This window comes from Neisseriaceae bacterium CLB008, assembly GCA_041228285.1.
Taxonomy (GTDB): domain Bacteria; phylum Pseudomonadota; class Gammaproteobacteria; order Burkholderiales; family Neisseriaceae; genus JAGNPU01.
The window spans coordinates 2539009-2558222 of sequence record CP166133.1 but is presented as its reverse complement, the minus strand read 5'-3'; the positions used below and the strand labels follow the sequence as shown (position 1 = coordinate 2558222).

Genomic DNA, 19214 nt, shown 5'->3' with positions numbered 1-19214 from the left:
GATAATAAACATGATGGGTATTCGTTCTATGAATAACTTGGCCAAGTTGGACTTGAATTTACTGCGGGTGTTGCATGCCCTGTTAACCGAACAGCACGTGTCGCGCGCGGCCGAGCGTCTGCATCGCAGTCAGCCGGCCGTCAGCCACGCCTTGGCCCAGCTGCGTGAACGGTTTGATGATCCGCTGCTTGTGCGAGAAGGCAATCGCTTGCAGCTCACGCCGCGAGCCAAGGCTCTGTTACCGCCGCTGGAGGCAGCTTTACATCAATTGAATGCCTTATTGAGTCCAGAAGCGTTTGATCCAGGTTCGGTGCAGCGTGATTTTTGGCTCAGCCTGTCGGATTTTGGTGCTTATTTGATTTTGCCAGAGCTGGTGCGGCGGCTGCGCCATGAAGCGCCCGGGATTAAGCTACACGTGTGTCAGAGCGGCAGCCGACAGGCCATGATGGGGCAGCTATTGGACGGTGAGGTTGACGTGGCTTTAGGCGTTTTTCCTAGCCTACCTGAGCCGCTACAGGCGACGGTGCTGTTTCAAGATGGGTTTGTGAGCGTGGTGGATGGGACCAGCCTCACGGCGCAATCGCGGCACAGGGGCTTGAGTTTAGCCGACTGGCTGGCGCGCCCACACGTATCGGTGGTGATGAGACAGGGTGAGCAAGATGAGCTAGAGCGGGCTTTAGCCGTATTGGGTCAGCAGCGTGACGTTCAGCTGAGCCTGCCGTATTGGGGCTTAGCCACAGAGGTGGTGCGCGGTACGGATCTGGTGTTGACGGTTCTGGCCCAAACCTTACGTCTTGTGCCGTTGGCGGCCGATTTGGTGGTCTTGCCGGCGCCATTGCCCATTCCTGAGCTGGCGTTTGCCATGGCTTGGCATCCAAGGCGCCATCTGGATCCGGCTCAGCGGTGGTTGCGGGCACAGATCGCGGCTATTGTTCATAGTAAAACGCCCCCAGCGTAGGCTGAGGGCGAATTTAAACACATAGATTAAGAGTGCTCGATCCAGTTGTGCAGGCCGTGGAACACTAGGTTTTCCACGACTTTAGGCATGACTGGCAGGGCATAATGGGTGTGAACATGTTCCAAAACCCTGCTGGCGCTGCCGCCTGTGATGATGATGTCGACTGGGTGGTCAGCGCCTTCACGCGCTTTCAGGCGCTGATAGGCGCCTAGAATGGCGCCAACGGCTGCATCCATGATGCCGCTGGCCATGGCGTTGGGCGTAGACGTGGCAAAGGCATAGGGCCGGCCCAGCTGGCGATTCAGGTTGGCGGTACGTTTGGACATGGCTTCGCGCATCAGGTTGAAGCCTGGCATGATGCTGCCGCCCAGATAATGATTGTTGTGGGTTAAGGCATCGATGGTGATGGCGGTGCCGCAGCTGGCGACAATCACAGAATTTTGGGTGAACACGCGCGAGCCTAAAATATTGAACCAGCGGTCTGAACCGTGCTCTTGCGGATTTTGATAATGATTGTAAATACCCATGGCGTGGCGCTGGCTGCTTAACCACGTGATGGGGAAGGGAATCAGCTCTTCTACTTGGCTACGCTTATAGGTGCCGCAGACGGCGCAGCCAATCACTTCATGCACGTCGGGATGCGCTGCCATAAACGTCGCGAGCGCAGACAGGTCGCGGTAAGGGGCATGGTCGTGATGGGTAAACTTGCCTTTTTCGACAATGGTCCACTTAAGCTGGCTATTGCCTGCATCCAAGAGCAACAGTTTACGCTGCGGTCGGCGTAGGCTGACTTCGCCGCTGTGAATGCGCTCAAGGCCGGCGTTGGTTTGCAGCAGCAGGGCGCCATCTTCGGCAATGCCTTGCACCACCCCTTGGTGAATCAAGGTTTGGTTGGCCCATAGCTCAACTTCTTTATTTTGGTCGCGGTGGGCCTGCATGTATTCAGGCATTAAATGTTGGGCGCCTTGTTCGGTAAAGGCGGTGAGGATGTCGGCCAGCTCATTTAAAAATAAGGTCACAACTTGCTGAGGATCGATGGACGGTTGTACGTCCCAGAGGCCTAAGGTTTTTTGCTGTGGTAAATAGGGGGCAATGAGGTTCAGGCCCACACCGATCACCACCATACTGCCGGTTTCGGTGGGCATGCTTTCTACCAAAATACCGCCCATTTTAGCTTCGCCGGCCATGATGTCGTTGGGCCATTTGATTTGGCAAGGGACGTGTAGTTTACTCAAGACGCGATGACAGGCCAGCGCGACCAGCAGAGGCAGATGGCCTAGTTGAGCTTGTTTTTGGTCGAAGCCCCAAGCCACGCTGATGGGCAGGCAGCCGCCGATGGCGCTGTACCAGCTGCGGCCCTGTCGCCCGCGGCCTTGGGTTTGCTGGTTGGTCACCAAAACCGAACCGTGGGCGGCATGGCCGAGTTCTTTCGCACGCTGAAACAGCAAAGTGTTGGTGGACGTGCATTCGTCCAGCACCTGTAGCGACAGCGTCGGGTTGAGGGCGACGTCGGTGAACTGTGCGTCAGTGAGGACGCACATCGGCCGCGTCAGCTGAATCACTTGATTTAAATGGGTGTAGGGAATGGCCAGTTCTTGCTGAGCACGCATTAACCATGCCTGGAGGGTGGCATCGTCTATGTTGAGCTGCGCCAATAAATTGGCTTCAGTGTGCGCTTTGGCGTCGCTGATGAGGCTTAGGAAATCCCAGAACGTGTGTTTCATGCCGGATCCTGACCTTCTGCTTGGCGAATTTTGGCCAAGGTTTGGGTGGTCGAGGTTTGGTGCAAAAAGGGAATGGACAGCACTTCGCCGCCGCGGGCCCAGGTTTCTTTCGCGCCCACAATCTGCTCTGGCGCCCAGTCGCCGCCCTTGACTAAAACCTGAGGCTGAATCTGCTCAATCAAGTCATATGGTGTGTCGGCGTCAAACCAGGTGACAAAATCCACGCTCTCTAAGCTGGCGATCACGGCCAAGCGATTATCTAGGCTGTTGATCGGTCTGTCGTCGCCCTTACCCTGGCGTTTTACCGACGCGTCCGTGTTCAAGGCCACTACCAAGGTAGCACCCTGTGCTTTGGCTTGTGCCAGATAGGTCACGTGGCCACGGTGCAGAATGTCAAAGCAACCGTTGGTAAAGACCACCGGCTGGGCGCTGTCGCGTAGACGTTCGGCCAGCGTGTTGGGGTCACAGATTTTTTGCTCAAAGTGGGGCGCAGTCAAAGGATTCATTTTTATAGTGGGTTGGCTGTCATCAAGAAAGAGAGACTATAACATGTTTAAATCCCGAGATTGAAGCTTAAAAGGCTATTCAAACCGTGGCTTTATGTTTAGGATGAGCGAAGCATAAACATAATCAGGGTTGTTTTGGTCGCGATAAAAGGAAAAAAGTATGGCAGATTTATTAGCAGTTAAAGCATTGGGTCAGCAGATCTGGCTGGATCAGCTGTCGCGTTCTTTGATCGAATCGGGCGAATTGGCGCAAAAGATTGCCCAGGGCGTGTGTGGGGTGACTTCTAACCCTGCGATTTTTTATCAAGCGTTTAAAGATGACCCGCGTTACCTGACTGAAATCGAGGCGCTCAAGCAAACCGACTTAAGCCCCAAGGCGCGCTATGAGACCATGGCCATTGCCGATGTGCAGTCGGCCTGCGATGCCTTTACCGAAGTGTTTCACGGAAGTGAGCGCCATGTTGGCTGGGTCAGCCTAGAGGTGTCGCCTGATTTGGCCCACGATGCTGCCGGTACCGTGGCCGAAGGGAAGCGCCTGTGGGCCAGTATTGATCGCCCCAATGTGCTGATTAAGGTCCCTGCGACCGACGCTGGCATTGCCGCCCTAACTGAACTGGTGGCGGCGGGGGTGAACGTGAATCTCACCCTGCTGTTTTCTTTGGCTCAGGTGCATAAAGCGTATGAAGCTTATGTACAAGGCTTAGTCGAGCGTATCGGCAACGGCCTGCCCCTAGAGGACGTGTTTGTGGTGGCCAGCTTCTTCCTGTCGCGCATTGACGCCAATCTCGACCCTACCTTGCCTGCCGCCTTGCAAGGTAAAGTCGCCGTGGCCTTGGCCAAAGAGGCTTTTTGCCAATGGCAGGCCTTCTTTGAAGGGCCAGGCTTTAAGGCCTTAGCTACGCGCGGCGCGCGCGTGTTGCCGCTTTTGTGGGCGTCTACCGGCACCAAAAACAAGGCTTATTCAGACGTGATGTATGTGGAAGAAGTCATGGGTGCACCCACGATCAACACCGTGCCAGCGGCGACGTTGGAAGCATTTGTGCATCATGGTGAAGGGCGGATGAGCCTGATTGAAAACGTCGCTACGGCTAAGCAGGTATTGGCTGATGTGGCTGATTTAGGGATTGATCTTGATGGCCTAGGGTTGAGGCTACAAGAAGAAGGCCTGGTCGGCTTTGATGAGGCCTTTGCCAAACTGTTGGCTCTGGTGGCATAAGGCCATGCTGTTACTGATAGATCAAGACGGCGTGCTGGCGGATTTTGAAGAGGGCCTGCGCCAAAAGTGGCGTCAGGCCTATAGCGACGTGGCGCCGCTGGCGCCCGCAGCACGGCTGTCGTTTTATGCCCATCGTGACTACCCCGAACATTTACGCGAACGCGTGGCTAAGATTTGCTTTGCCGAGCGGTTTTTTCGTGATTTACCGCCGCTGCCGGGCGCAATTGCAGGCATACAGGCCTTGGCCGACGCCGGCCACGATGTGCGTATTTGCACCTCACCGCTGTTGCAAAACCCTTATTGCGTGGCCGAGAAGTATCAGTGGGTGGCGCAGCACTTGGGTGTGGCGTGGCTGGATAAGCTGATTTTAACCAAGGACAAAACCTTAGTTCAGGGCGATTATTTGATTGATGATAAGCCCGAGATCCAAGGGGGGCTATCGCCTGCGTGGCAACAGCTGCTGTACGATGCCACCTATAATCAGACGGTTACGCACCTGCCGCGCATGCGCTGGGATGATCCCCACAGCTGGGCGCATTTGTTAACCCCATAAAAGCGAGCTTAATCATTGCTCTTTAAGCTAATGTCTTGGATAATCACAGAAACTTTGAAGCCATCTTGCTCGGCCAGATGGTTTTTTTACGTGCGACTTTATACCTCATTTAGAGATCATGACTACAGACCCCTACCCACATTTAGAATCCTTAGATGATTCGACGCTGGCCTTTGTGGCCGAGGCGAATCAGCAAACCCATCAAACCTTCATGCAGTCTCCTTATTTTCACGATGTGCGTCAGGCGGTATTGAACACCTTGCAGGACGAAAAGCAAATTCCGTTTTGCCAAGAGCATCGTGGTCGGATGTACCACTTTTATCAAAGTGCCGAGTATCCTAAGGGCGTGTACCGCGTCGCTAAAGCGGTGAACTATCGCGCAGGTTTGCCACAGTGGCAGATCTTATTCAACGTGGCCGATTTTGATGAAGTGTTGGCGGATGACGTTTATTTAGATGGGGTGTCGCATTATGTCGAGCAGCCGCTGCGCGTGTTGCTGAGCCTCAGCGCCGCCGGACGCGATGCGGCGTACACGCTGGAGTTCGATTTGGCTACTGGCCAAATTGTCCCTGGCGGCCTGCATTTTCCTTTAGGCAAGAATCACGTTTCATGGCGTGATGAGGACAGCGTTTGGGTTTGTCCTGCCTGGGATGAGCGCCAATGCACCGAAGCGGGCTATGCGCGCGAAGTGTGGCTGATTGAGCGTGGCCAAAGTTTTGAAGAAGGTACGCCGGTTTTTCAAATCGACGCCAGCGACATGATGGTGAACGCTTGGCGCTATCTAGATTCCAAGGGCACGCCCATCGATTTAATCGAAGCATCCAGCAGTTTTTTCCAAAAAACCTATTTATACGTCGGGCCAGACCTACAGCCGCAGCCCCTTAAATTGCCTAAAACCGCTGACGTGGTGGGCTACATCGGCGGTCAGCTGCTCTTGCGCTTGACCGAAACGTGGGTACGCAATAAAAAGCGCTACGAAGCGGGGAGCCTGTTGGCGCTGTCCCTAAGTAAAGGATCGTTGGGCACGGCGACGGTGCTGTTTGCACCTACGGCTACTCAGGCCTTAGAAAGCGTAGAAACCACCAAGAACCACATTGTGTTGAGCCTTTTAGATGAGGTGAAAGGCCGTTTGGCCGTGTGGCGCTATGACGCCAGCGGCTGGAACGAGGTGGCCACGCCGACGCTGCCCAGCGGTGCCATCGATATGGTGGATCAGCCTTGGGGTACCGACACAGTGTACTTAGCCTGTAGTGACTTTGTCACCCCGTTAACCCTTTACGCGCTAGACGTATCGCTGATGGAGCTGGTGGTGGTGCGTAAGCAGCCCAAGCAGTTTGACCCCAGTGGCGTCACGGTGGCGCAGTATTGGGCCAACAGCGATGATGGTGTGGCGATCCCTTACTTCTGGGTGGGGCAACAAGCCACACCGGATACGCCCACCTTAGTATATGTATACGGTGGCTTTGGCGTGCCTGAGCTGCCGCATTATTTAGGTACTGTAGGCAAACATTGGCTGGAGCAGGGCGGGGCATTTGTGCTGGCCAACGTGCGCGGTGGTGGCGAGTTTGGGCCGCAGTGGCATCGAGCCGCTCAAGGGCGCAACAAGCACAAAAGCGTGGATGACCTATTGGCCATCGTGGCCGACCTGAGCGTGAGCGGGCGCAGCAGCGCCGCTAAGATTGCGATACAGGGCGGCAGTAATGGCGGTCTGGTTGTCGCCAGCGCTTACGCTCGCGCGCCTGAGCGCATCGGTGCCATGGTGTGTGAAGTGCCGCTGACCGACATGCTGCGCTACGATGAGCTGTATGCAGGCGCGAGCTGGGTGGAGGAGTACGGTGACCCTAAATGTCCGAATACGGTAGACAGCCTGTTGGCGCTGTCGCCTTATCATCAAATTGCCACGGCCAAGGCTTATCCGCCCGCCTTATTAACCACCAGCTTGACTGATGATCGGGTGCATCCCGGCCATGCCATTAAATTCTATGCCCGTTTGCGCGATCAGAAGGCGCCAGCTTATCTATACGTCAGCGATAATGGTGGCCACACCGGCAACGGCACTCAGGCGCAAACGGCGGAAGAAATGGCCGTCATCATGGCTTTTTTAAAACAAAGTTTAATGACTAATCATCAATAAGACGTAAACAAAGGAAGACACTATGGGGTTTTTGACCACCCTGTCCTCAGTAGGGATCATGGGGGTGATGATTTTGATTGGGATCTTGCTGCGGCGCAACCGACCCTTGTCGATTGAAACCCAAGGCATGCTGATTCAAATCATCGTGAATGTGGCGTTGCCGTGCATTATCTTGTCCAGCATTTTTAAATTTAAAATGGACGGTGAAATGTTTAAGCTGGTGTTGCTGACCTTTGTCGGCGCCGCCGCCTTAAACACGGTGGCGTTGCTGGTGTGCTGGGTCTTGGGCAAGGGTTTAGGTTATGAGGGCCAGCGAGCACGCCAAACCAGTATTATTTCGGCCCTAGGCAATACCGGCTTCATCGGCATTCCGCTGTGTGCGATTTTGTTTGGGCCTAAAGGGGCACTGCTGGCGGCGGTGTTTGATGCGGGCATGGATTTTGTGCTGTGGTCGTTGGGCATCTTTATGTTGCAAAAAGACAGTAAGTTTTCGCTGGCCTCGCTCAAACCCATGCTTAATATTCCGATGTTGGCGATTGTGTTGGGTTTGGCCCTAGGTTTTATGCAGTTCGAAGCCCCGCAGTTTTTGATTTCCTTGACCACGATGTTGGCCAATGTGGCCAGCCCGTTGGCGATGATTTACATTGGGCTGTTGGTGCCGGGCATGTGGCCTAAAATCCGCGCCATGCCCAAGCGCCAGTTTACCGTGCCGCTGCTGTTTAAGCTGTTTGGTGTACCGGCCCTGGCGATGCTGATGGTGTCGGTACTGGATTTAGATCTGACTTTGGCGCAAGTGATTTTGGTGCAGGCAACCATGCCGACCATCGCGCTGGCCTCGATTGTGTTTCATAAATACGGTGGCGATGTCGATTTGGCGGCATCGACCACCATTGTGTCGACGCTGCTGGCCTTGGCAACCATTCCCATTATGGTATGGTTAGGCACCACATTGGCTTTATAAAGGCGTGACATGACGATGACGACGAAGTTGGGGCGTTGGCTTAAGAGTGTGTTGAAGTGGGCACTGCTGTTTGTGCTGATCAGCACCGCCGTGGACTGGTATCGACGGCCGGTCCAGCCTGAGCCGCAGGCCTACCATTTGCGTAATTTAGCCGGCCAGTCATTTTCTTTGGCCGAGCGCAGTCAGGCCGAGCCCATCGTGCTGTATTTTTGGGGCACTTGGTGCCCGATCTGTACGTTGACCTCACCGAATATGCAGCAGCTGATGGATGCGGGCATTCCCGTGATCAGCGTGGCGATGCAGTCGGGCGATGACGCTACCGTGGCTGAATACTTGGCTGAGAAGGGCTATGCTTTTGAAACCGTAAACGATGCTGACGGTGCGCTGTCGAGTTTGTGGGGGGTGAAGGTGACGCCGACGGTGGTGATTGTGTATCAAGGGAAGATGCAGGCCAGTGTGACTGGCTATACCAGTTATTGGGGCATGCGGGCGCGGCTGTGGCTGGAGCGAATTTTATAGCTCAATTCATGGTTTAAGCAGCCACAGCGTACCGCCATCAAAAAAGCCACCGTTAGGTGGCTTTGGTTTGTCTTCGTTTAGCGAGTCACAGGCTTGTAGCGAATGCGCTTAGGCTTGGCGCCTTCTTCACCCAAACGCTTGCGTTTGTCCGCTTCGTATTCTTGATAGTTGCCGTCAAAGAACACCCATTTTGAATCGCCTTCACAGGCCAGAATGTGGGTGGCGATACGGTCTAAGAACCAGCGATCGTGAGAGATCACCATCACGCTGCCGGCAAACTCTAGTAGAGCATCTTCGAGAGCGCGTAGGGTTTCCACGTCTAAGTCGTTTGACGGTTCGTCTAACAGCAAGACGTTGCCGCCAGCAATCAGGGTTTTGGCTAAGTGTAAGCGACCACGTTCACCGCCGGATAGATTACCCACGATCTTGCCTTGGTCAGCGCCTTTGAAGTTAAAGCGGCCCAAATAGGCGCGCGCTGGTGTTTCGTAGCGGCCAACCTGTAAGATGTCACGGCCTTGGGCAATTTCATCAAACACGGTTTTTTCATTTTCCAGCGCCCCACGGCTTTGGTCAACGTGGGCCATTTGCACGGTTTGGCCGATTTTAACCTCACCGCTGTCTGGCTGCTCTTTGCCTGCAATCATATTGAACAAGGTCGATTTACCGGCGCCGTTAGGGCCGATGATGCCGACGATGGCACCTGCAGGTACGCGGAAGCTTAAGTCGTCGATTAAGACGCGATCGCCAAAGCTTTTCGACACATTGGTGAATTCAATGACTTCATTGCCCAAACGCTCGGCCACAGGAATAAAGATTTCCTGGGTTTCGTTGCGCTTTTGGTATTCTTGGCTAGACAGTTCTTCAAAGCGGGCCAAACGAGACTTAGATTTAGCTTGACGGCCTTTGGGGTTTTGACGCACCCATTCTAATTCTTTTTGCATGGCTTTCATGCGGGCGGCCTCTTGCTTGGATTCAGTGGCCAAGCGGGCTTCTTTTTGTTCCAGCCAAGAGCTGTAGTTGCCTTGCCAAGGAATGCCGTGGCCACGGTCTAGCTCCAAAATCCATTCGGCGGCATTGTCTAAGAAGTAGCGATCATGCGTCACTGCCACCACGGTGCCGGGGAAGCGTACCAAGAACTGCTCGAGCCACTCCACTGATTCAGCATCCAAGTGGTTGGTCGGCTCGTCTAGCAGCAGCATGTCTGGTTTAGACAGTAATAGCTTGCATAAGGCCACGCGGCGTTTTTCACCACCAGATAGATTGCCAATCATGGCGTCCCAATCGGGTAGGCGTAGGGCATCGGCGGCGATCTCTAGCTGATGCTCAACGTTGTCGCCAGCACCGGCGGCAATGATCGCCTCTAGGCGCGCTTGTTCTTCTGCTAGGGCGTCAAAATCGGCGTCAGGATCGGCGTAGGCGCTGTACACTTCATCCAGCTTTTTTTGTGCGTCCATGACTTCGCCCATGCCGGATTCGACTTCTTCGCGCACGGTTTTATTCGGGTCTAGCTCAGGCTCTTGTGGTAAATAACCAATTTTGATGCCAGGCATCGGTAGGGCTTCGCCCTCAAATTCTTTATCCACACCGGCCATAATGCGCAGCACGGTGGATTTACCCGAGCCGTTTAAGCCTAATAGGCCAATTTTGGCGCCAGGGAAAAACGACAGGGAAATGTCTTTAATGATTTGCTTCTGTGGGGGCACTACTTTGCTCACGCGAAGCATAGAAAATACGTATTGGCTCATATAAAGTCTCAGAAGAATGGCAAAAAGCTGGTCAATGAGGAGCGTGAGGCCCTAGGGGCAAACTCAGGCGCTGCTCAGCAGCGGATTGAGTCGATTGTAACAAACTTAAGCGTAAACAGCGATGTTATCCCACAGCTTAAGCAAGAAACAAAAAAGGCCTTAAGTGATTAAGGCCTTAAAGAGTAGGACAAGGTTAAGCTGAGGGTGGGGCGAGCCGGGTGTCGGGCAGAAGGGCTTCCAGCGCTTCTGCCTTGGCCAGCAGCAGCACGTCTTGATGCTCGTGGGCCAAAAGCTGAATCGCCAGCGGCATGCCGTCTTGATCCAGGCCGGTGGGAAGGTTGATGGCGGGTACCCCAAGGAAGTTCGCCGGGCGCAGTAATTGACCGAGGCCAACATGGTTGGCATCCTCTGCGTCTAATAGTTGGGCACCCTGATCAATGGCCGGCATCAACAAAACCTGTCCTTGTGGGAAGGTTTGATTGAAGGTGGCCATGACCTGTTGGCGAGTGTTCAGAGCGTCTTGATGTGCGGTTTGGGTGATGGCTTTGCCATTCATGATCCGTGCTCTGACCACTGCCCACATCGGGGCTTCTGGGTCTTCAGCATAATGTCCCTGAGCTTGGTAAGCTTCGTAGGCCAAAATGGTTGAATTATGGTTGCCTAAATCGGTAAAAAAGGCCAAGTCCTGCGGTGCCCAGGGCGTCAACGTCCAGCCTTGCTGGCGCAGCAAGGTGAGGGTGTCAAGCCAGTTGGCGTAGGCGGCAGGCTGTAGCTTAGCCGGCCAAGCGGCCTCACTTAAATAGTGTAGGTGTGGCTGAATGGGCGCGCTTAATGATTGGCGTAAGGCTGTTTGGGTGGCCATGGCCGCTGGGGCTAAGGTGGCCTCATCGTCTAGCTCGGGTGCCGCCAAAAGCTGGGTGATGAGGCGGGCATCGGCTACGGTGTGGCTGATGGGGCCGAGCACGTCTAAGGTTTCACACAGCGGCATACAGTGGCTGCGGCTGAGTAAGCCTGACGTGGGTTTGTAGCCGACGGTGTGGTTCAGCGCCGCGGGGGCGCGTACCGAGCCGCCGGTGTCGCCGCCCAATACTAAGGGCGCAAGGCCCATGCTGACCGCCACGCCAGCACCACTGGAGGAGCCGCCGGGCGCTCGATGCTCGGTGGCGTGCCAAGGATTCTTAGCGGTGCCAAAAGAAGGATTTTGGCCCGAGAGGCCAAAGGCAAATTCAGTCATCGAGGTTTTGCCCAAAATCACCATGCCAAGGCCAATCAACTGGTTCACCACGGCGCTGTTGCTGTGGCTGATCACGTCTGAGCGTGCTTGCGAGCCAAAATGTGCCACGGTGCCCGTCCATTGGAAATGCTCTTTGAGGGCAATGGGCACGCCGTGCAGCGGGCTGAGGCAGACGCCGGCCTGTTGTAAACGATCGGCGTTGTCGGCCAAGGCTAAGGCGCGCTGGGTAAACACTTGAGTAAACGCATTAAGGTGTGTGTGTGCTTGGATGCGTTCTAAAAACAGTTCAGTGACGGCACGCGACGTGGTGACACCGGTTTTAATCAGCGCCGCAAGCTCAGTGGCGCTGTGCAAATACAGTGGTCGTGTGCTTGAAGTAGTTGGCATATAGTCCCTTTTAAATAAAGCGGTATCAGTGGTTTTATTCTAAATCTTTGCCTGCTGATTCAGGCATCTTGATGAAGGTTAACAGCGATAAGGCTGCGGCCACGGTCACCAAAATAAAGAAAATGTGTTCCATTTGGTTGCTTTGTAGCCAGGTCAAAATATAGGGGGTGGTGCCGCCTAGGATGGCCACGATGAGGTTATAGGGTGCGCCAATGCCGACGGCACGAATGTTTTTGGGGAACTGTTCGGCCATGATGGCAGGGGCAACAGAAGAGTACATGGCGTATAGGGTTAAGCCAAATAGCTCAATCAGCAACAGCGTCACAAAAGAATCACTGACAAAGTTGATCACCAAGTAGAAGAAAAATAGGTTACCGGCGGCAAACGTAATCAACTGTGGGCGGCGGCCAATCTTGTCTGACAGTATGCCAAAGAGTGGCTGCAAGCACATGAATACAAAAATACCGATGGTGTTGGCGGCAAAAGCAGTGCTCGGGACTGCGCCAGCATGACGAATCGCATAGGTCGGTAAGAACGCCATGAATACATAGAAGGCATAAGTCGACAGTAAAGAAAAGCCCACAATACGCATGGTTTCAACCGGGTAGTCGCGAATCAACACGCGTAGAGGCTGTTTTACCGCCTTATTTTTTTCTTGCGGGGCTTCGTCTTCGGCCACGGCGCGGCGAATCCACATGCCGACCACACCGCCAAGGGCACCGATGAAGAACGGAATGCGCCAGCCCCATTCGATCATGGCTTCTTTGCTGATGAGGCTGGTTAATAGCCAGCCCAGCCCTGAAGCGCACAAAATGCCCACAGCCGCGCTGAAGAAAATAAAGCTAGAGTATAGGCCGCGTTTGTCGTTAGGCGCCATCTCAGTCAAATAGGTCGTGGCCGAAGCGTATTCACCGCCTAAAGATAGGCCTTGAATCAAACGGGCGATGGTGAGCATGATCGGGGCTAAAATGCCAATGGTGGCAAACGTCGGCGTGATGGCGATGATGAGTGAGCCAGCGGCCATCATCACCACCGTTAAGCCTAGGGCTGCACGGCGACCGTAGCGGTCAGAAAACACGCCAATGAGCCAGCCGCCAATCGGGCGCATGAAAAAGCCCACGGCAAAAATACCAAAAGTCGCCAGCAGGGCCGCCGTATCATGGCCGGCAGGGAAGAATTGAGAGCTGAAAAAAATGGCGAAGGCAGCATAAATGCTCCAGTCAAACCATTCGATCATGTTGCCGACGCTGCCGGCGACAATTTTTTTGTATTGCATCGCGCTAGGCGGCTGTTTGGCGGCCTCTGTGTGTGTTGTTTGCATCAATATTGCTCCTTTAACGTGTCAAATGCGGCTACTTTAATTAGAATGGTCATATTATTTTTATTAAGCGCAAAGTCTAGCATGGAAAAAAATGAAAAAACAGTAAATAGAAAAAAATCGTCAAAAATTTCTATTGAATTGGAAGAAATAGACATTCAGTGCGTTAAATCTTTAGCTAAAGACCCTGTTGCTAGTTGGCGACAATTGTCTAAGGATTCGGGTGTGCCGGAGAAGACGGTGGCCCGCCGAATCAAGAAGTTAATGGATCAGCATGTTTTACGGGTGGTGGGCGAATGCGACCCCTTAATGCTGAAAAAAGGGGTGGTGGTGCATGTGTGGCTAGAATGCGAATTGGGCATGACTGAATCCGTTGCTTTGCAGCTTGCCTCATTTGTGGACAGTCGATTAGTGGTGGCTTTGGCGGGGTCGTCTGATTTAATGGCGGAATTTTATTTTGATGACGTTGAACAGCTCCTGGACTTGACCGTCTCTACCTTGCCGCACGTGGCCGGGATTCGTCAGTTTGACGTCAGCATGGTGTTGCAATCGTTTAAGCGCGCGAGCCAGTGGCAGATGACGGAAATGTTGCCTGAAAAGCTTAAGGTGACGTTGTCTGAGCAAGAGCGTCAGCTGGTTGAACTCTTGATGCAAGATGGCCGCGCCAACCTCAACGTATTGGCCACGCATTTAGGCATCAGTGAACCCACGGCGTTTCGCATGATGCAGGCGTTAACCGACAGCGGCGTGCTGCGCTTTCGGGTCGACATTGAGCCTAAGCTAATGGGTTATGCAGCCGAGGCCATTGTGTGCTTAGAGGTCAACCCCAATCATTTAACCACGGTGGCGCAGGCTTTAAGTAAGCATCCTAATACGCGCTGCCTGTTCGGCACCAGCGGCCGCTCGCAGCTGTTTTGGCACGTTTTGTGTGAAGATAATGTCGATTTATGGCCGCTGATGAGTGAAGATTTAGGGGGGTTAGAGGGTATTAGTCGCATCAATATGAATATGATTAATCAGGCATTTAAGCGTTGCGGGGCGATTCGACCGGTGTGATGGGTGGGTTGAAAAGGATGGTTTGTTGATTGATACCGAGGTATCCAAATATAAAAAACCGCCAATGTATCGGTTATTTCGATCTTGATTAAAGATTTCCTTTCACTACCCTGTATGACAACTCACCACATCTCCCGTAGGTGAAGTACCATCCCCTTTTTAGCCGCCGAGACGGTTCGTGCAGGGCCGGGGATTTTGAGGCAAGCATGTTTGAGTATTTGGCCGAAGGCCCAAATATGAGTTCTTGCCGCCGGCAATGTGCGGGCCAACGAGGGCACCCGCAAAGCGGGCGGATAAAGTGGGGTGTTTTTTCTTTGCTTCGTTTCTTTTGGACATCCAAAAGAAATGACGTCGCCCAACGGGCGAAACAAAACGATTAATCAATAGTGAAATAGCCGAATCATTATGAAACAAATGATTTAATGATTTTTTTGATTCAAAACGGTGGGCACGCTACGCTTTGCACCACCCTACGCCCAACGGTAAACATGATTGCCATTATGACCCATTGAGGAACGATACGATAAACCATAGTTTTTTTGCACAGAATTAGAAGTGCCTCCAGAAGTTAAAATTTTCCTCGATGCTATAATTAAATGATTAAATACGGTGGGCACGCTGCGCTTTGCGCCACCCTACGGCAAGAGTAGGCGCTATAGGGATAAAAAAAGGGCAAATAACGACACGATACGAACGCCCACAAAAAAGCCTGCGCTAAAGCGCAGGCTTTTTAACGATCAGAGGCAATGCTTATTGAGGCATCACACGAGTCACGCCGTTGCCGGTCACCACACGTACGCGTTGGCCTGGGGCAATCGCCACGTCGGCTTTTTGTACCACAGAGATCACGCTCTTATTGTCTAGCTCAACGGTGATTTCGTAACCGTTTTGGCCGCCGATGGCTTTAGTGGCGGCATCAGTGGCGTAGCCGCCGGCTAAGGCACCGACAACGGCACCTGCATAACGACCAGAACCGCCGCCTACGTTGCTACCGGCTAAACCACCCAAGGCGGCGCCAGCCAGTGTGGCCAGTTTGTGTTCTTCTTGAATTTTAACCGATGCAACAGACACCACAGTACCTAGGCGAACGGTTTGGGCCTGTTGGGCTTGGCCTGGGCTATAGGTGGTGGCTGAGTTGTTGGCGCAGCCGGCGGCAATACCCATAGACAATAGGCCAATCATGGCGTACTTAGTTGTGGTTTTAAACATAGGTTTATCCTTCTATCAATAAAGTAAAGTATTTAAACGCGCCGGGCAATTGCGGTTAAGCAGTCCAGTACCAGTTTGGGCCCTTGGTAAATTAGGCCACTGTATAGTTGTACTGCATCTGCGCCTAATGCCATTTTGTGTACCGCATCAGCACCATTCACAATGCCACCGACGCCAATGATTGGCAAGCGTTTTTGTAATGAGTTATTTAAAATGTGTAATACGTCATCGCTTTTTTGACGCACCGGTAAGCCAGAAAGGCCACCTTGTTCATTGGCCAGAGGGTGGTTGCCCAAGGCAGACTTATCAATGGTGGTGTTGGTGGCGATGACGCCATCAATTTCGGTTTTTAAGAGCACGTCGGCAATGCTGTGGACCTCTGCTTCGCTAAGGTCGGGGGCAATTTTGACCGCCAAGGGCACATAGCGCCCTTGTTGAGCCTGTAACTGTAGCTGTTTGTCCTTTAATTTGCTCAAAAGTTCCGTTAAATCGTCTTCTGCCTGCAGTGCTCGCAGGTTTTTGGTATTAGGTGAAGAGATGTTGATGGTGATGTAATCGGCATGAGCATAGGTTTTTTCTAGGCAAATCAAATAGTCGTCGACCGCATGTTCCATGGGTGTGGTGGCATTTTTGCCGATGTTGATGCCTAAAATACCTTTGTATTGAGTATTTTTTAAGTTGTTGATCAACACGTCCACGCCAGCATTGTTAAAGCCCATGCGGTTGATGATGGCCTGGTGCTCGGGAACGCGAAACAGGCGTGGCTTAGGGTTGCCCTCCTGAGGGCGGGGGGTGATGGTGCCTACTTCAATGAAGCCGAAGCCTAGCTTGGCCAGTGCATCAATATAGGCGCCATTTTTGTCTAAGCCTGCGGCTAAGCCCACGGGGTTAGGTAGGTCTAGGCCCATCAGCTTGGTGGGGAGGCTGGGCGTATTTTTTTGTAACAGGCCGCCTAGGCCGAGGGCGTTGACCTGTTTGAGGGCGTTGAGGGTGAAATGGTGGGCTTTTTCTGCGTCCATTTTAAACAAGGTTGAGCGTAAAAAATCGTACATGACAAGGTCTCTATTAAGATAAGGGCAATCGGGCAATAAAAAGGTTGCCGATTAAGGCAACCTTTAGAAGGGCATTACCAGCTAGGCTGGACGAGGCTGTCCACGCTTTGCTTGACTTCGCTGCCTAAGGTGCGGCTTAGGGCGCGCGAAAAGCTGGGTTGGGGCGTGTAGTTTACCAAGTCCGGCGCTTTAATGACATCGCGGGCAACGGAGTAGACGCTGCCAAACTCATCGACTAGGCCCACGGCTTTGGCTTGGGCACCGGTGTAGACGCGGCCGCTGAATAGGTCGGGATCGTCTTTAAGCTTGCCTTGGCGGCCTTTTTTAACTGCGGCGATGAACTGGCCGTGGATGTCGTCCAGCATGCTGGTCCAAATGGCGTTTTGTTCTGGGGTTTCGGGGCTGAACGGGTCGCCCATGCCTTTATTGTTGCCGGCGGTTTTTAAACGGCGTTCAATGCCCAGTTTGTCGATGGCTTTGTCAAAGCCGAAGCCACCGGCAATGACGCCGATGCTGCCCATTAGACTGGCGGGATTAGCGTAGATTTTATCGGCGGCGCTGGCGATGAAATAGCAGCCAGAAGCGCAGACGTCTTCTGCTACTACATACAGTGGAATGTTTTTGTGTAGGGATTTGAGGCGGGTGATTTCGTCAAACGCCACGCTGGAAATCACTGGTGAGCCACCAGGGCTGTTGGCGCGAATCACCACGCCGCGCACGTTTTTATTGGCATAAGCGGCCTCTAGGCCTTCTAATAAGACGGTGGCTTGATCGTTATAGCTGTCGATGCTGCCCACAAGGTCGATGACGGCGGTGTGGTTTTTTTGCGTGTCCAGCACGGAGCGGCTGTTGACGGCTTTAAATACGATGAAGGCCACCACAATTAGGGCGGCGATGCGCCAAAATAGGCGCCAAAATTTGGCTCGGCGCTGTTCTTTATAAACCGCGAGCAATAGCTTTTCAATTGTTTGGCGTTCCCAGCTATTATTTTGATCCATGAGGTTCTCTATATAAGGTTAAACATTAGGCGCTAGGCTGTAAGGCAAGCCAATGTACAAAGTCTTGAAAGGAGTGCTGCAAAGTTGCATAGGGAGCTGTGTTTAAGGTGGCGATGTCGTGGGCGCCGGTGCTTAAGGCGACGGCCTGGGCGCCGGCGTTGTGGGCCATGAGTAAATCATGGGTGGTGTCGCCAATCATCAGCACGTCTTTAGGGTAGAGGCCTAGCTCATCGCATAAAGACAAAATCATATCAGGATTGGGTTTGGATGCACACTCATTCACCGTGCGGGTGCTGACAAAAAAGTCAGCCGTATCGGTTTCGGCTAAGGCGCGGTTAAGGCCAGGGCGGCCTTTGCCGGTGGCGACCGTCAGTAAATACGTTTGGTTGAGCTGGTTTAAGGCCTGATGCACGCCTTGAAACAGGGTGGTTTTTTGTGCGCCGGATAAATAGTGTTTTTGGTAGGCTAACACTAAGGCGTGCACCTCATCGGCGTTGGCGCTGGGGCTGACGGTGCGCATGGCATTGGGTAAGCTTAGCCCGATGACGTGGTTGGCGCTGTGTTCGTCGGGGATGGGGAGGCCGACTTCGGCACAGGCGGCCTGAATCGCGCTGACGATTTGGCCGGTGGAGTTGGCTAAGGTGCCGTCCCAGTCAAAAATAAGGGCTTTAATGGGGTGCTTAATCATGGCTTAAATTCTTTAAAAATTGGGTCAGTTCGGGCGGCAATGGCGCATTGATGGTGAGCGGCTCGCCGCTGACGGGGTGGGGCAGCGACAGTTCGTGGGCGTGTAGGAACATGCGCTTTAAACCTTGTTTGGCCAGCTGGCGGTTGCGTTCATAGTCACCATAGCGCTCATCGCCAGCAATGGGGCAGCCATTGGCCTGCATGTGTACCCTGATTTGGTGGGTGCGGCCGGTTTTGAGATTGGCTTCAACCAGGACGAACTGATGATATTTCTGCTGTACCGTAAATAAAGTGTGGGCGTATTGGCCGTCATCGTTGACGCGGACCATTTTTTCACCGTTGGCGCCTTGATACTTTAATAGAGGCAGTTTGACGTGGCTGACGTCGCGCGGCCATTGGCCAAGGCCTAAGGCAAAGTATTTTTTTTGCGGCACGTTTTGGCGAATCAATTCATGCAGCTTTACGAGGGCGGAGCGCTTTTTGGCGATCATCAAGAGGCCGGAGGTTTCTTTGTCGAGGCGGTGTACTAGTTCTAAGTAGCGTGCTTCTGGACGCGCTTGGCGCAGCTGTTCGATGACGCCAAAGCTGATGCCGCTGCCGCCGTGAACGGCCACGCCGGCGGGTTTGTTGATGACCAACAGCACGTCATCTTCATACACGATGGGAAAATCGCGTGCAGGGGCTGTGGTTTGGTGAGGATTCAGTGCCTTGGCGGCGATTTTTACCGGGGGCACCCGAACGATGTCGTTTATTTGTAACCGATACGTGGCGTCGCTGCGCTTCTTATTGATGCGTACTTCGCCGGCGCGAATGATGCGGTGGATATGGCTTTTGGGTACGCCTTTTAAAACTTTAATTAAAAAGTTATCTAAGCGTTGCGCCGCGTCCTCTTCGGTAATGGTTAAAAAGTTAACTAAGTCTTTGCTAATTGAGTGCATCTTGCTTATAATCCCCGAA

Annotated in this window: 17 protein-coding genes and 1 pseudogene; 8 read left to right on the top strand and 10 right to left on the bottom strand. The window is 53.3% G+C overall.

The genetic code is table 11. The features are described 5' to 3' along the window. Positions 1–10: 10 nt before the first annotated feature. Positions 11–958: a LysR family transcriptional regulator gene (locus AB8Q18_11845; GenBank protein XDZ50865.1), complete on the top strand. Its 948-nt coding sequence runs from the start codon at positions 11–13 to the stop codon at positions 956–958. A 26-nt stretch (positions 959–984) separates the two neighbouring features. On the opposite strand, the gene AB8Q18_11840 is transcribed toward AB8Q18_11845, so the two are convergent. Together AB8Q18_11840 and rfaE2 are read right to left on the bottom strand one after the other, a co-directional pair. Then, positions 985–2682 (bottom strand): biotin--[acetyl-CoA-carboxylase] ligase, encoded by a 1698-nt coding sequence (locus AB8Q18_11840; protein XDZ50864.1) that lies wholly within the window; start codon positions 2680–2682, stop codon positions 985–987. Then, entirely contained in the window at positions 2679–3188 is a 510-nt protein-coding gene (gene rfaE2 / locus AB8Q18_11835) for a D-glycero-beta-D-manno-heptose 1-phosphate adenylyltransferase (protein ID XDZ50863.1), read from the bottom strand. Before rfaE2 ends, AB8Q18_11840 begins: the two co-directional genes overlap by 4 nt. A gap of 160 nt (positions 3189–3348) precedes the next feature. On the opposite strand from rfaE2, the gene tal reads away from it, so the two are divergent. From tal to AB8Q18_11810, 5 genes are all read left to right on the top strand, one after another. After that, complete coding sequence (gene tal / locus AB8Q18_11830; GenBank protein ID XDZ50862.1) at positions 3349–4404, top strand: transaldolase; 1056 nt, start codon at positions 3349–3351, stop codon at positions 4402–4404. Between the two features lie 4 nt (positions 4405–4408). After that, entirely contained in the window at positions 4409–4957 is a 549-nt protein-coding gene (locus AB8Q18_11825) for a 5'-3'-deoxyribonucleotidase (GenBank protein XDZ50861.1), read from the top strand. A 118-nt stretch (positions 4958–5075) separates the two neighbouring features. Beyond that, positions 5076–7091: a prolyl oligopeptidase family protein gene (locus AB8Q18_11820; GenBank protein XDZ50860.1), complete on the top strand. Its 2016-nt coding sequence runs from the start codon at positions 5076–5078 to the stop codon at positions 7089–7091. Positions 7092–7113: 22 nt separating this feature from the next. Next, complete coding sequence (locus tag AB8Q18_11815) at positions 7114–8052, top strand: AEC family transporter (protein ID XDZ50859.1); 939 nt, start codon at positions 7114–7116, stop codon at positions 8050–8052. 9 nt (positions 8053–8061) lie between these two features. Continuing rightward, positions 8062–8571: a protein disulfide oxidoreductase gene (locus AB8Q18_11810; GenBank protein XDZ50858.1), complete on the top strand. Its 510-nt coding sequence runs from the start codon at positions 8062–8064 to the stop codon at positions 8569–8571. A 77-nt stretch (positions 8572–8648) separates the two neighbouring features. Here AB8Q18_11810 and ettA read toward each other — a convergent pair whose 3' ends face one another. From ettA to AB8Q18_11795, 3 genes are all read right to left on the bottom strand, one after another. Further along, positions 8649–10316, bottom strand: a complete 1668-nt coding sequence (gene ettA / locus AB8Q18_11805; GenBank protein ID XDZ50857.1) for an energy-dependent translational throttle protein EttA — start codon at positions 10314–10316, stop codon at positions 8649–8651. A gap of 193 nt (positions 10317–10509) precedes the next feature. Next, on the bottom strand, positions 10510–11937 hold the full coding sequence (locus AB8Q18_11800; protein XDZ50856.1) for an amidase: 1428 nt from the start codon (positions 11935–11937) through the stop codon (positions 10510–10512). A 34-nt stretch (positions 11938–11971) separates the two neighbouring features. Further along, a complete protein-coding gene (locus AB8Q18_11795) occupies positions 11972–13258 on the bottom strand; it encodes an MFS transporter (GenBank protein XDZ50855.1) in 1287 nt (428 codons plus the stop codon). 45 nt (positions 13259–13303) lie between these two features. Between AB8Q18_11795 and AB8Q18_11790 the strand changes: the two are divergent. Next, positions 13304–13477, top strand: a pseudogene (locus AB8Q18_11790) (hypothetical protein). Between the two features lie 3 nt (positions 13478–13480). Then, positions 13481–14311: an Lrp/AsnC family transcriptional regulator gene (locus tag AB8Q18_11785; GenBank protein ID XDZ52930.1), complete on the top strand. Its 831-nt coding sequence runs from the start codon at positions 13481–13483 to the stop codon at positions 14309–14311. Positions 14312–15061: 750 nt separating this feature from the next. Here the strand turns inward: AB8Q18_11785 and AB8Q18_11780 are convergent. From AB8Q18_11780 to rluC, 5 genes are all read right to left on the bottom strand, one after another. Continuing rightward, positions 15062–15520 (bottom strand): glycine zipper 2TM domain-containing protein, encoded by a 459-nt coding sequence (locus tag AB8Q18_11780; GenBank protein XDZ50854.1) that lies wholly within the window; start codon positions 15518–15520, stop codon positions 15062–15064. A 32-nt stretch (positions 15521–15552) separates the two neighbouring features. Continuing rightward, positions 15553–16572, bottom strand: a complete 1020-nt coding sequence (locus AB8Q18_11775) for a quinone-dependent dihydroorotate dehydrogenase (protein ID XDZ50853.1) — start codon at positions 16570–16572, stop codon at positions 15553–15555. 74 nt (positions 16573–16646) lie between these two features. Beyond that, positions 16647–17570: a S49 family peptidase gene (locus tag AB8Q18_11770; protein ID XDZ50852.1), complete on the bottom strand. Its 924-nt coding sequence runs from the start codon at positions 17568–17570 to the stop codon at positions 16647–16649. Between the two features lie 25 nt (positions 17571–17595). After that, positions 17596–18258 (bottom strand): HAD-IA family hydrolase, encoded by a 663-nt coding sequence (locus tag AB8Q18_11765; GenBank protein ID XDZ50851.1) that lies wholly within the window; start codon positions 18256–18258, stop codon positions 17596–17598. After that, the gene (gene rluC / locus AB8Q18_11760; protein XDZ50850.1) at positions 18251–19195 is read right to left on the bottom strand and encodes a 23S rRNA pseudouridine(955/2504/2580) synthase RluC; all 945 of its coding nucleotides are present in this window, start codon (positions 19193–19195) and stop codon (positions 18251–18253) included. Before rluC ends, AB8Q18_11765 begins: the two co-directional genes overlap by 8 nt. Between the last annotated feature and the right edge of the window lie 19 nt (positions 19196–19214).

Bases quoted from the DNA above. Each gene is read 5' to 3' on its own strand.
- AB8Q18_11840 (XDZ50864.1), bottom strand. From the start codon at position 2,682: ATGAAACACACGTTCTGGGATTTCCTAAGCCTCATCAGCGACGCCAAA.
- AB8Q18_11820 (XDZ50860.1), top strand. From the start codon at position 5,076: ATGACTACAGACCCCTACCCACATTTAGAATCCTTAGATGATTCGACG.
- rluC (XDZ50850.1), bottom strand. From the start codon at position 19,195: ATGCACTCAATTAGCAAAGACTTAGTTAACTTTTTAACCATTACCGAA.
- ettA (XDZ50857.1), bottom strand. From the start codon at position 10,316: ATGAGCCAATACGTATTTTCTATGCTTCGCGTGAGCAAAGTAGTGCCC.
- tal (XDZ50862.1), top strand. From the start codon at position 3,349: ATGGCAGATTTATTAGCAGTTAAAGCATTGGGTCAGCAGATCTGGCTG.
- AB8Q18_11780 (XDZ50854.1), bottom strand. From the start codon at position 15,520: ATGTTTAAAACCACAACTAAGTACGCCATGATTGGCCTATTGTCTATG.
- AB8Q18_11845 (XDZ50865.1), top strand. From the start codon at position 11: ATGATGGGTATTCGTTCTATGAATAACTTGGCCAAGTTGGACTTGAAT.
- AB8Q18_11770 (XDZ50852.1), bottom strand. From the start codon at position 17,570: ATGGATCAAAATAATAGCTGGGAACGCCAAACAATTGAAAAGCTATTG.
- AB8Q18_11810 (XDZ50858.1), top strand. From the start codon at position 8,062: ATGACGATGACGACGAAGTTGGGGCGTTGGCTTAAGAGTGTGTTGAAG.
- AB8Q18_11815 (XDZ50859.1), top strand. From the start codon at position 7,114: ATGGGGTTTTTGACCACCCTGTCCTCAGTAGGGATCATGGGGGTGATG.
- AB8Q18_11795 (XDZ50855.1), bottom strand. From the start codon at position 13,258: ATGCAAACAACACACACAGAGGCCGCCAAACAGCCGCCTAGCGCGATG.
- AB8Q18_11775 (XDZ50853.1), bottom strand. From the start codon at position 16,572: ATGTACGATTTTTTACGCTCAACCTTGTTTAAAATGGACGCAGAAAAA.
- AB8Q18_11800 (XDZ50856.1), bottom strand. From the start codon at position 11,937: ATGCCAACTACTTCAAGCACACGACCACTGTATTTGCACAGCGCCACT.
- rfaE2 (XDZ50863.1), bottom strand. From the start codon at position 3,188: ATGAATCCTTTGACTGCGCCCCACTTTGAGCAAAAAATCTGTGACCCC.
- AB8Q18_11825 (XDZ50861.1), top strand. From the start codon at position 4,409: ATGCTGTTACTGATAGATCAAGACGGCGTGCTGGCGGATTTTGAAGAG.
- AB8Q18_11765 (XDZ50851.1), bottom strand. From the start codon at position 18,258: ATGATTAAGCACCCCATTAAAGCCCTTATTTTTGACTGGGACGGCACC.